Consider the following 12,129-nt stretch of genomic DNA (forward strand, 5'->3'; position numbering starts at 1 on the left):
GTCCCGTCCGGCAAATCTGGATCAATCCTTTTAAGGAGTGTCGCCCTCACCGGCAATGGCGGGAATCGACGGGACGTCCAGCGGCTCGACATCGACCGACACGTGCATCGTCTGCGCGCCCGACCCCAGCACCACGCCGTCGATCGGCGCGATATCGGCGTAGTCGCGGCCGATCGCCATCACCACATGATCCTCCGCCATCCAGATGCCGTTGGTCGGATCGACACCGGTCCACCCCAGTTTCGGCCCGGCCCAGATCAGCACCCACGCATGCGTCGCGTCCGCCCCGACCAGCCGTTCCTGCCCCGGCGGCGGCAGGGTACGAAGATAGCCCGAGCAATAGGCGGCCGGCAGTCCCGCCGAACGCAGCCCCGACAGCATGATCTGCGCGAAATCCTGACACACCCCGCCCCGCTTGGCGAAGGCTTCGGCGGGCGGCGTATCGACCAGCGTCGCCGTGGGATCGAACGCGAATTCGTTCTGAATGCGCCGCGCCAGCGCGATCGCCGCGTCGAGAATGCCGCGATCGTCCCACAGGTCGTCGGCGCACCATTGTGCGATGTCGGCGTCCAGCGGGACATGGGCGGACGGGAACAGATAGCTGCTCGGGCTGGCCGGGCCGGCATCGGGCACGTCGGCAACCATCGTGCGAATCTGTGCCAGTGTGGGATCGTCAGGGGAGGGAAACGGAATGGGCCGGTCGACGACTACCGTCGCGCGACTCTCGATCGTCAGCGTGCGCTCCGGCCGGTCGACCACCAGCCGCGTGACGTTGGCCAGCCCCGCCTGCGCCCGAGCCGGCGCGGTGCTGCCGCCCGGCACTACCTCCAGCGCATAGTCCTCCAGCGTCTGTCCCGACCATAATATGGGGCGCAGCCGCAGGTTGCAGCGCGCAAACCCTGCCGCTTCGGCATAATCGAACCGCGTCACATGGCGGATGGCATAGCGCATCATGCCAGCGTCAGCCCGGCTTCGCGCAACGCCTGCGCACCTTGCAGGAAATAGCGCGTGGCGATCGCGTCGGACAGATTTCCCAACTGCTGGTTCACCTCCAGCAACCAGCCGCGATCGAGCCGTTCGGCCGATCCCATCGCCAGCGCGGCGACCAGCCGCGCGGCGATGCGTTGCTGCGGTTCGGCGATTCCGGCATCGTTCAGCACGGGCAACCTCGTCAGATGGTCGGAGATCGTTTCGATCTGGAACGCGATACCGCGCGGATTGCCGGGGTCCAGCGCGATCAGATCGACCACCGGCACCCGTGCGAATCCGATCAGATAGCGCTGGCGATAGCTGATCTGGCTGTCGGCAAGGTCGAGCAGCGTCGACAGATCCTCGGCGCTCGCGTGGCGCAGGTCGATCGCGAGCAGCGTGCGCGTCGCCGCCATTGCGCGCTCGATCCGACGGCCCAGATCGTGGAACCGCCACGCATCGGTCCGCCCCATATGTTCGGCCGACAGCCCGGCCAGCGCGGCATAGCGTCGCTGCAACGTCCCCGCCCGGTCGAGCAGCGTGCCGTTGGTCGGGTGTGGCGCATCGAGCAGCCGAACCATGTCGGCCGACAACCGGTCGCGCGACACCGCGCCGATCCCGGCGGCGAAACGGTTGATCGCACGTACGCTGGCCCCGCCTTCGACCGCCTCCATCGCCTCACGACCGAAATCGACCAGATCGCGGCGGCGGTGGCTGGGTGGACGCCGTGCCGCGCCGGTGTCGGTGATGATCCGCACCAGTCGGTCGACGGTCGCGGGAGCCAGCGCCGCGCCGGTATCGGCGGAGATCGAATGGCCGAACAGCACGCGGATCACGCCCAGCAGCGCTTCGCCGCGCTCCAGATACCGGCCCAGCCAGAACAGATTGTCCGCGACGCGACTGGGCAACGTCCCCGGATTGCGGCGCAGTTCGACGCTGTCCGCCGCCTGCAGCAATGAAATCGGCGCGACCGGATCGGGACCGTGAATGCACACGTCCGCCGACCAGCTGCCCTCGCCCATCACCGCCGCGCGTGCATCGGGTTGATCGCCGATCCGCACGAACCCGCCGGGCAGCACGCTCCACCGGCCATCCGGCCCGCGCGCCGCGAACACCCGCAGCGAAAAGGGGCGCGGTTCCAGCCGCTCGCCGCACGCGGTCGGCATGGTCGACAGTTCGGCGACCTCCTGTCCGATATAATCCTGCGGTCGCCGCACCATCGCATCGGCCAGCGTCGCACGCTGCACCGCGTCGAGCGAGGCACCCAGCACCGGTCCACCGGCCAGCCCCAGCACCGGCTGCGCAAAGGCGGGGCCGATCACCAGCTGGTCGATCGAGGCAAGGACATGATCGCGCTCCGCCGCGCCGCCGCACCACCATGTCGCGATCGTCGGCAGCGTCGGCGCGCGTCCCAGAATCCGTTGCGCCAGCGCGGGCAGGAACGCGGCGAAGGCAGGCGATTCGACCACGCCCGCGCCCGGCGAATTGGCGATGACGACATTGCCCGCCGCCATCGCGTCGATCAGCCCCGGCACGCCGATCGTAGAGGTCGCGTCGAACGCCAGCGGGTCGATCAGCCGCGGGTCGATCCGCCGCCACAGCGCGTCGATCCGCTTCAGCCCGGCGATGGTGCGGACGTACAGTTGCTCGTCCCGCACCGCCAGATCGGCGCCCTCGACCAGCAGGAAGCCCAGATAGCGCGCCAGATGCGCCTGTTCGGCATAGCTGGGGTTCAGTTTGCCCGGCGTCAGCAGCCCGATGCGCGGTTCCGCCCGGCGGCACGCGGCGGCGATCCCCGCGCGCATCGCGGCGAAGAACGGGGCATGGCGTTCGATATTGACCCGCGACGGCAACCCGCCCAGCGTCCGCCCCATCGCTAGCCGGTTTTCGAGCGCATAGCCCGCGCCTACCGGCACGCGAACATGGTCGGCCAGCACGCGCCACGTGCCGTCGGGGTCGCGGCACAGATCGGCGGCGACGAAGTGCAGGTGATGGCCCCCCGGCGGTTCCAGCCCGACCATCGGACGCAGGAACAGCGGCGATCCGGTCACCAGCATCGCCGGCAACGCGCCTTCGGTCACCAGCCGCTGATCGCCATGGATATCGGCGACGATCGCTTCCAGCACGTCGGCGCGTTCGGCCACGCCCGCTTCGATCGCGCGCCATTCGGTGCTGCCGATCAACAGCGGGACCGGCGACAATGGCCAGCGCCGCTCCTCGCTCTCGCCCGCCACGCGGTAGACGGTGCCGATATCGTCGGCATGGCGCTGCGCCCGCTCACGCGCGGATGCCAGCGTACCACCCGACAACGCGCTCAGTTCATCGAACGCCGCGACCCATGCCGCGCGGTCGTCACCCGCCGCGCCGCACAACACGTCGCCCGACGGCGCATCCGCGCAATAGGCTTCGAACCAGCCGCCGCCGGTCACGCCTGCCGTCCATGGATCGCGCGACTGGCCATATCTCTCCCCGTTTGCCCGCGAACCCAAGCACGCGCGGTGTTGCGGCGCAACCGGTTTGACGGTGCGGTCCGCGCGCGTCCGCCGCTGGCGGGATCGCAGGCGGCAAGCGTATCTTGATCGACGAAGGACCGACGCCGTCACGCCCGTCGCGGCGGAAAGGACACGCCGTCCGCCCGATCGAACGCGTCGCGCCCGTGAACGCTGGCCCCACCTCTAGAATCGCCCTCCGGTGCCCGCCCCTCACGCCGCCGCGCGGCGCAACCGGTCGTTGATCGCCACGCCCAACCCGACCTCCGGCACCGGCGCGACCGCGATGCCGCGCGCGTCGCTGGCATCGGCGACATGCAGCGCATCGAACAACGCCGCCGCCGCCGCCACCGGATCGCCGTCCGCCGACAATGTCGCATCCCCGGCCACTGTCCCGAACCCGATGAGCCATTCGCCGTCGCGTGCCTCGGTGGCGTTCAGCCGCACCGGCTTGGACGGCGCATAATGACTGGCCAATTGTCCCGGTGCCTCGATCCCGGCCCCCGCACCGCCCGGCATCACCCCCAGCAGCGCGGCGATCTCCTGGCCCGATACCGGTCCCGGTCGCAACAGCCGCACCGTCCCGTCCACGCATGCCACGATCGTCGACTCCAGCCCCCGCGCGGTCGCGCCGTCGTCGATCACCAGCGGCACCCGCCCGTTCAGGCTGCGCAGCACATGCGATGCGCGCGTCGGACTGATCGATCCGCTGGCATTGGCCGATGGAGCCGCCAATGGTCGTTCGCATGCCGCCAGCAATGCCTGCATCGCCGGATGCGCAGGCACCCGCACCGCGATCGTCGGCAGCCCCGCCGTCACCAGCGACGCGATCCCGCTGTCCGCCCGCAACGGGAGCACGAGCGTGAGCGGTCCCGGCCAGAACGCCTCGGCCAGCCGCGCCGCCTGCGCATCGAACGTCGCCAGCGCGTTCGCGGCGGCACGATCCGCGACATGCACGATCAGCGGATTGAACCCCGGCCGGCCCTTGGCCGCATAGATTCCTGCCACTGCCGCCGAATCGGTCGCGTCGGCGGCAAGGCCGTACACCGTCTCGGTCGGCACCGCGACGCAGCCGCCGCGCGCGATCACCGTAGCCGCTTCCGCGATCACCGCCATGCCGTAGGGTAAGGTGCGCGTCACGATCGGGGGGTTTGGAGCAGTCACGATTCCGGCGCTATAGTGTGGGCAAAAGCACATCAAGAGAGGACGCATGGCCACTGCCACCGCCGAACAGCGTTTCGCGCTGACCCATGCCGCCGGGGTCGAGGCGCTGGCCGAGACCGATCGCTTCGCCGACGCGACGCCCGACATGCTCGACGCGATCCTCGACGGGGCGGACCAGTTCGCCACGGGCACATGGCGACCGCTCGACCGCATCGGCGATACGATCGGCGCACGCTGGACGCCGGACGGCGTCGTCATGCCCGACGGATTCCGCGACGCCTATCAAGCCTATGTCGCCGGCGGATGGGGGACGATCGGGTCGCCGGCCGCGTTCGGGGGACAGGGGATGCCGTTCGCGGTCGCCACCGCCGTGCTGGAAACGCTCGGCACCGCCAGTCTCGCCTTCGCGCTCGCCCCCACGCTGACCGCAGGGGCGGTCGAGGCGCTGGTCCATCACGGCAGCGCGGATCAGCAGGCCCGCTTCCTGCCGCGTCTGGCCACCGGCGAATGGACCGGTACGATGAACCTGACCGAACCACAGGCAGGATCGGACGTCGGGGCGCTGACGACGCGGGCCGAACCGCATGGCGACGGCACGTGGCGGGTCACCGGCACCAAGATCTATATCTCGTTCGGCGATCACGACATGGCCGCCAATATCGTCCACCTCGTTCTTGCGCGCACTCCCGGTGCACCGCCGGGGACCAAAGGCATCTCGCTGTTTCTGGTGCCAAAGTTCCGGCTCGATGCGGCGGGGGAACCGGGCGAAGCGAACGACGTGCGCGTCGTGTCGATCGAACACAAGATGGGTCTGCACGCCTCGCCCACCTGCGCCCTGTCGTTCGGCGACGACGGCGATTGCCGGGGCGAACTGATCGGGGCGGAAGGCGGCGGGATGCGCGCGATGTTCACGATGATGAACAATGCGCGGCTGAACGTCGGGCTACAGGGCGTGCAGGTGGCGGAGGCCGCGACCCGGCGCGCCGTCGCCTATGCGCGCGATCGCGTCCAGTCGCCCCGCGCCTCGGCCGGTGGCCCGCCGGTCCCGATCATCGAACATCCCGACGTCCGCCGCATGCTGCTGCGCATGACCGCGCAGACCATGGCGGCGCGCACACTGATCTATTACGCCGCCGGTCAGGTCGATCGCGCGACGCTGGGCCTGCCCGGCGCAAAGGCGCGGCTCGACCTCGTCACGCCGCTGGCAAAGGCGCATGGCACCGATATCGGTTGCGAGGTCGCCAGTATCGGCATTCAGGTCCATGGCGGCATGGGCTATATCGAGGAAACCGGTGCGGCACGGCATTTCCGCGATGCACGCATCACCCCGATCTATGAAGGCACCAACGGCATCCAGGCCGCCGACCTTGTCGGACGCAAGCTGACAGGTGACGGCGGGGCTGCGCTGGAAGCACTGTTCACCGACATGGTGGCCGAAATCCGCCACGCTGCGTTGACCGACCTGCTCAACGACACGAGGGCGGTGGCGCGCTGGATGCTGGAGGCGGATACCGACGACCGGCTGGCGGGCAGCTATCCGTTCCTGACGATGCTGGCTACGACCGTTTGCGGGTGGCTGCTGGAACGACAGGGTCGCGCGGCGGGCGAAACCGGGGATTTCGCAATCCGGAAGCGCGCGACGGTGGCCTTCTACCTCGATCGTCTCGTGCCCGAAGCGCGCGGGCTGGGCATGGCCGCCATGGCCGGTGCCGATGGCCTGTACATGCTGTCGGCCGAACAGTTCGCCGTCGCCTGACGCGATTGGTTACCGAAGCCTCAGGCTGCGATCCCGCGCAGTGGCATCATCACGGCAGTCCGTGCCGATCCGTTGATCGGCAACGTGTCGCCGCAGCATGCGCATTCGGCGATGATCCGGCCCACGAACCATTGCGAAGCACCGCAACTGGGGCAACTGTTAAGCGCGTGCAGCGCATACATCGGCGTACGCGCGCCAATGGTAAACGAACGATTCATCACAGTCTCCCTGTGACGAAATAAACGCCAGCGTTGCCGCACGGTTCCCTGCCGCAAGCGCGAAAGGATCGAACGAAGCGACAATGGTTCCAACCTGAGACAAAACCCGTCGCTATCGCGAACCGCCCTGCCGCATCGATACTGTATTCAGGCGATGGTGCGATCGTCCAGCAATGTCTCGGTGTCGAGGCCCAGCAGCACGATCTGCGCCTGAATTCGCGGCCAGTGACTGGTCAGGAACCGCTGGCGTTCGGCGACGCGCAGCCGCTCGACCGCGCCGGGCAGGACGAACATGCCGACCCCGCGACGGACCTCGACATAGCCGTCGTCCTGAAACGTCTGATACGCCTTCGCCACGGTCAGCGGGTTCGCACCGTGCTCGGCGGCGAACGCCCGGACCGATGGCAACTGGTCGCCCGCCTTGTACTCGCCACGCAGGATCGCCGCCGCGACCAGCGCGCGTAACCGGAGATAGACCGGCGTGTCCTCATGGTCGATCGCTGTCATGCTGAATTAATACAGCAACGGTCGACAAAGTCCACCGTGCCGCATGCATCGATCGCCGCTATCCGCCCCATCGCGAAACGATCCGCGCAAGGTCCGGCCGGGGCCGTTCGTCGAGCGGACGGCCCGGCGATCCGATATAGACGAAACCGGCGATCCGCTCCGACGCCGTGCCGAACGCATCGCGCACGCTGTCGCTATAGGCCGGCCATCCGGTCAGCCAGCACGCGACATAGCCCATCGCGTGCGCGGCGTGCAGCAAATTCATCGTCACCGCGCCCGCCGACAATTCCTGCTCCCAAACCGGAATATGGCTGTCCGCGACGGGGGATGACAGGATCACGACAAGCGCCTCGCCTTCCTGCGCGAACCGGTCCGCCGCCTGCAATTGCGCTTCGGTCGCGCCCGCGTTCCCGGCCACGAACGCATCGCGCAGCACCTGCGCCAGCGCGCCGCGTGCCTCGGGCGGAACCACGACGAACCGCCACGGTGCCAGCTTACCGTGATCGGGCGTCCGCGCCGCGATCGCGATCATCGCATCCAGTTCGGCAGCGTCCGGCCCCGGCGCGACCATGTCGCGCGGCTTGCCCGACCGGCGGGTGCGAAGATACGATAGCAGCGAGGATCGGTCGTTGAAGTCCATGCCCGCGGAGGTAGGCGTGCCGGCCGCGCCGCACAATGCGCTTGGCATTGCCGTTTCATACGTTACGAATTGGTGACGAATGGATCACGGGGCCGAACACGGCCCGTCGACGACAAGGGGTTGGGCGTGCCGGAATTCAAGGCAATGTCATTTTGGTCGGAGGCCGACTGGATCGCGGCCATCGCGACCGTCATTCTGGCGGCGTTCCTCGTCGGCGGCGGCGCGGTCGCGGCCAGCCGCAAACCGGAATTCGCCGGCCATCCGCGCGGGCTGTACATGCTGTTCTTCGCAGAGATGTGGGAACGCTTTTCCTATTACGGCATGCGCGCCATCCTGATCTTCTACTTGACGCAGCATTGGCTGTTCGGCGATGGCAAGGCCAACCTGATCTATGGCGGCTATACCGCGCTGGTCTATATTACCCCGGTACTCGGCGGATATCTCGCCGACCGGTATCTCGGACAGCGCAAGGCGGTGATCTTCGGCGGCGTCCTGCTCGCCTTCGGTCATCTGTTCATGGCGTTCGAGGGGATGGATGGCGTCACCGACGCCGCGGTCAAACAGGCCGATCCCGCGATCAACATCTTCTGGCTCGCGCTCGCGCTCATCATCGTCGGGTCGGGCTTTCTGAAAGCCAATATCTCGGTGCTGGTGGGCCAGCTCTACAAGCTGACCGATGTCCGCCGCGACAGCGCCTATACGATCTTCTACATCGGCATCAATCTGGGCGGCGCAGCAGGATCGATCCTCGTCGGCTATCTGGGACAGACGATCGGCTGGGCATGGGGCTTCGGCCTCGCCGGCATCGGCATGGTCGCCGGGCTGCTGGTGTTCGTCGTGGGCAAGGGCTTGCTTCGCGGGAACGGCGAAGCGCCCGATCCCACCGCGCTCAGCCGCCGCGTCGCGGGTATCCGTTTCGAATGGATGCTCTACGGGACCGGGCTGGTCGCGACCGCGATCATGTGGGGCCTGATCCAGTATCAGTCGGTGATCCAGAACCTGCTGGCGGTGTCCGGCGTCGCGCTGCTCGGCTATGTGCTGTTCGAAGCGTTCAAGCTGGAACGCCATGCGCGCCACCGCATGTTCGCCATCCTGTTCCTGATCGGGCTGAACCCGTTGTTCTGGGGCCTGTTCGAGCAGGCGGGCGGCAGCTTCAATCTCTACACCGATCGTTTCGTCGATCGCGGCGACATACCGGCGTCGCTGTTCCAGTCGGTCAACTCGATCTACATCATCCTGTTCGGCGCGGTGTTCGCCGGAATCTGGGCGTTCCTCGGCAAACGCAATCTGGAACCGTCCGCCCCGGCCAAGTTCGCGCTCGCACTGCTGCAGGTCGGACTGGCGTTCCTCGTCTTCGTCTGGGGCGCGAACAGCGTCGGACCCGAAGTCGCCACCCCGGTGATGTTCGTCTTCCTGTTCTACTTCTTCCAGACGACCGGCGAGCTCTGCCTGTCACCGGTGGGACTGTCGGCGATGAACCGGCTGGCCCCGAAACACCTCGCCTCGCTCATCATGGGCGCATGGTTCTACATGACGGCAGTGGGCAATTTCGTCGCGGGCAAGATCGGCGAGGCTACCGGCGGCGAAGGCGGCGAGATGACCAAGGAGGCCACGCTGTCGGTCTATGCCACGATCGGTTGGTGGACGATCGGTATCGGGGTGGTGGTCCTGCTGCTGTCGCCGATCGTGAAGCGGTGGATGCACCTCGACACGCTGGCCGACGATGTCGACCATTCGCTCGCGGGCGAAGCGCAGATCGGCGAGCCGAAGGCGGCGGGCGTCGACGTGTGGAAGGAACAGCGCTGATCGCAGGCGATACGGGCCGTCCGACGTCGCGTGGCGGACGGAGACCGGCTGAACGGTTCGTTCCGAACAGTCAGCCTGTCGAACGCCGTATCGAGGAACCGTCGTGGATACCGCGATACGGTGCTTGCTCCGGGGGCGTGGTTTCCGGTCGGGATGCCCCATGGGCAGGACAGGGATTCCGGCCTCGCCGGACGACGCGGAAGGGTGCGATGCCCCACATCGTGCCCCCACGGGCGACGCTGAACCGGGCTGAAATCCCCGCCACGAAGCGATCGCCTGAGAGGCGCTGACGGCGATGCAGGCCGGGCCGGACGGCGTTCCGCTCCGATCGCCCCCTATCGCCTGTACGACCGTCACACCGACCTGTCCCCGCGTCCGCCGCGCAGCAATCGTCGGCGGTCTGGCCCTTGCCGCACCGCTCCGGCAAAGGACGATCCCCGGCGCCAACACATGAAGCCTTTTCCCGGATCGCTCGGATAAAGGAGGCCCCCGGAACAACTCCGGGCGACGACAGCATGAGGTCGGTTTTCCGCTGAAGGTCGATCAGGCCGTATCGAGAACCGTTTAAGCCTCCGCCCGCTATGAACGGCTCCGTGCTCTGGCCCGTCCCTGCCGGCACCCCGATCTTCCCCAGACGCAAAAAAGGGGGCCGCACAGGCCCCCTTTCCGTTCAACGAACGATCGCGCCGCAACCGGCGCGGATCGATCAGTTGCTGTCCGAGTCTTCCTCGCCCTTGACGATCGCGACCACGCCGATCGCGGCGATGCCGGCGATCAGCGCCAGTGCGACCGGGCCGGCACCGGCCAGCTTGTTCTTCTGCGACGGCGTGGCCGACGCACGTGCCTGCTTGGCAACCGAAAGCTTGGCAGCGGCAGGTGCCGGTGCGGCCAGAACCGGTGCGGCAACGAGCGACGAGGCGGCGAGGGCGGTGACGAACTTGGCAATCATAGACATACTCCCTTGGAACGAACGTGTCGGAACGAAAATGCCCCTTAATTCAACCGGCTGAACGTCGAAGGCCGGCAAAGGTTTCGCATTGCAGCATAATTTGTCGCAGCGGCTGGACGAAGCGCCCTTCCGCCGCGACTTGCCACCCCCGGTGGCAGGTTTGGTCGCGAATACTGTGGCCGGACATGGCCGGTGCGTCGGAGGCCAGCGCGGCGGACGATCATCGATTTCCCGAACCGTCTCTCGGGCGGCGTCCGGGTCGACCGTGCTGCAATCGCCGACGTTCTCCCATCCTTCGGCATCGCCAGCCCAGAACCGGACCGCAATGGCATCCTGCGAGACGACGGCATGGACCGCTGACGCCAAAGGTCGATCGCACCGGCCAAGCCCGAAAGACCACCGCCACCACAGCGATCGGTACGGAAGGCCGCCAGACGCCCGATCGCACGGAGAACAACCCGCGTCGTCCCTCTTGCAACCGCCGAAAACCACGCTATCCCGCATTGCTCCCGTACAGGGGCGCTTAGCTCAGTTGGTAGAGCATCTCGTTTACACCGAGAGGGTCGGCGGTTCGAGCCCGTCAGCGCCCACCACCCCGCGATCAGGCCCATCCGAGACCGGCATCGGCAATCGCGCGGCCATATTGCACCATTCCTGCAACTGCCTGCGGGGTCAGCGCGATGAACGCGCGGCGGCGGTCGGCCGGATCGTCCTTGCGTTCGAACAGCGCGGCATCATGCATCGTCGCGATCCAGCGCAACGCGGTCGTCGGCGGTACGGCGGCGGCGATGCACAGGCTGGACACCGAAACGTCGCTCCCCTCCAGCCGGGCGGCGAACAGGTCGAGCAGCATGTCCCACGCCGGATCGGCGAACAGCCCGGGCGCGAAATACCGGTCGCGCAGCCGCCGTGCGCGGATCGCGCCGCGCACCACCGCCGGTGACAGATCGGGCACCGTACCGACATCGACCGGGGCCGTCCCGAAGCGGTTCGTGCGATCCTCGACCCCGCCCGGCACATCCCCCTCTCGTGCCAGCTTCGCCAGTATCTCGGCAATCCGAGCGACCTCGTCGTTCAGCCGCCGCAGCCGCTCGCGCTCGGCCTCGCGCTCCGGGTCGTTGAGCCGTCCGCCCGCGCTGCCGCCCAGCGCGATCGCCGCGACACGTTCGTCCAACCGGGCCTCGCACAACAGGTCGGCGGGTCCGCCCAGCAGGTACAACGTCACGACATCGATCTGCTCGGTCGCGAACGCGACGATCATCCGTGCCCGGTCCCGCACCGCCCGGTCGCGCAGCACCGGCAATGCGGCGTCCAGCGTCGCCGGAGCGACTCCCGCCGTCTCGACCAGCAGCAGATCGGCATGACCCAGATCGGACAGCGCGGCGGCAATCCCGGCAAACCCGATCGTCCCCGTCACCGCGACACCGGCATGCCCCGCCGCCTGCACCGCCGCGTCGCGCACGTCGGCACGGTCCGCCACCACGATGGCCCGCCGCCCCGGAGTCGCCGTACCGGCAAACCCGTCGAACGCCATTGCCATGTTTTGCTCCCTGTTCGTTTCGGCTCCGTTCCTGACAGGGCATAACGATGGAGACCAGTACGAATCGCTCCATTATGGCGGCAGTTCGGAC

The 12,129-nt window shown here is 67.8% G+C and carries 10 protein-coding genes and 1 tRNA gene; 3 read left to right on the forward strand and 8 right to left on the reverse strand.

Going from position 1 to position 12,129, the window contains the following annotated elements:
• Positions 1 to 30: 30 nt before the first annotated feature.
• The 3 genes from IFT55_RS12250 to IFT55_RS12260 all read right to left on the reverse strand — a co-directional run bounded on the left by IFT55_RS12250 (position 31) and on the right by IFT55_RS12260 (position 4,574).
• Positions 31 to 951, reverse strand: a complete 921-nt coding sequence (locus IFT55_RS12250) for a transglutaminase family protein (RefSeq protein WP_192092548.1) — start codon at positions 949 to 951, stop codon at positions 31 to 33.
• A complete protein-coding gene (locus IFT55_RS12255; RefSeq protein WP_192092405.1) occupies positions 951 to 3,398 on the reverse strand; it encodes a circularly permuted type 2 ATP-grasp protein in 2,448 nt (815 codons plus the stop codon). The genes IFT55_RS12250 and IFT55_RS12255 overlap by 1 nt, the downstream gene beginning before the upstream one ends.
• A 273-nt stretch (positions 3,399 to 3,671) precedes the next feature.
• Complete coding sequence (locus IFT55_RS12260) at positions 3,672 to 4,574, reverse strand: L-threonylcarbamoyladenylate synthase (protein WP_192092550.1); 903 nt, start codon at positions 4,572 to 4,574, stop codon at positions 3,672 to 3,674.
• 94 nt (positions 4,575 to 4,668) lie between these two features.
• Here IFT55_RS12260 and IFT55_RS12265 point away from each other — a divergent pair, with 94 nt between their 5' ends.
• Entirely contained in the window at positions 4,669 to 6,378 is a 1,710-nt protein-coding gene (locus IFT55_RS12265) for an acyl-CoA dehydrogenase (RefSeq protein ID WP_192092407.1), read from the forward strand.
• 20 nt (positions 6,379 to 6,398) lie between these two features.
• On the opposite strand, the gene IFT55_RS12270 is transcribed toward IFT55_RS12265, so the two are convergent.
• The 3 genes from IFT55_RS12270 to IFT55_RS12280 all read right to left on the reverse strand — a co-directional run bounded on the left by IFT55_RS12270 (position 6,399) and on the right by IFT55_RS12280 (position 7,791).
• Entirely contained in the window at positions 6,399 to 6,596 is a 198-nt protein-coding gene (locus IFT55_RS12270) for a hypothetical protein (RefSeq protein ID WP_192092409.1), read from the reverse strand.
• A 147-nt stretch (positions 6,597 to 6,743) separates the two neighbouring features.
• Positions 6,744 to 7,103, reverse strand: a complete 360-nt coding sequence (locus IFT55_RS12275; protein ID WP_192092411.1) for a GntR family transcriptional regulator — start codon at positions 7,101 to 7,103, stop codon at positions 6,744 to 6,746.
• A 58-nt stretch (positions 7,104 to 7,161) separates the two neighbouring features.
• Positions 7,162 to 7,791, reverse strand: coding sequence for a nitroreductase family protein (locus IFT55_RS12280; RefSeq protein WP_249403794.1), 630 nt, complete (start codon positions 7,789 to 7,791; stop codon positions 7,162 to 7,164).
• A gap of 96 nt (positions 7,792 to 7,887) precedes the next feature.
• On the opposite strand from IFT55_RS12280, the gene IFT55_RS12285 reads away from it, so the two are divergent.
• The gene (locus tag IFT55_RS12285; RefSeq protein WP_192092413.1) at positions 7,888 to 9,549 is read left to right on the forward strand and encodes a peptide MFS transporter; all 1,662 of its coding nucleotides are present in this window, start codon (positions 7,888 to 7,890) and stop codon (positions 9,547 to 9,549) included.
• Positions 9,550 to 10,255: 706 nt separating this feature from the next.
• On the opposite strand, the gene IFT55_RS12290 is transcribed toward IFT55_RS12285, so the two are convergent.
• Positions 10,256 to 10,498: a hypothetical protein gene (locus IFT55_RS12290; RefSeq protein WP_192092415.1), complete on the reverse strand. Its 243-nt coding sequence runs from the start codon at positions 10,496 to 10,498 to the stop codon at positions 10,256 to 10,258.
• Positions 10,499 to 11,015: 517 nt separating this feature from the next.
• On the opposite strand from IFT55_RS12290, the gene IFT55_RS12295 reads away from it, so the two are divergent.
• Positions 11,016 to 11,091, forward strand: a tRNA-Val gene (locus IFT55_RS12295).
• An 8-nt stretch (positions 11,092 to 11,099) separates the two neighbouring features.
• Here IFT55_RS12295 and IFT55_RS12300 read toward each other — a convergent pair.
• Positions 11,100 to 12,038: a hypothetical protein gene (locus IFT55_RS12300; RefSeq protein WP_192092417.1), complete on the reverse strand. Its 939-nt coding sequence runs from the start codon at positions 12,036 to 12,038 to the stop codon at positions 11,100 to 11,102.
• Positions 12,039 to 12,129 lie beyond the last annotated feature (91 nt).

Origin of the sequence: Sphingomonas sp. CFBP 13720 (assembly GCF_014842075.1) — a bacterium.
Classification (GTDB): Bacteria; Pseudomonadota; Alphaproteobacteria; order Sphingomonadales; family Sphingomonadaceae; genus Sphingomonas.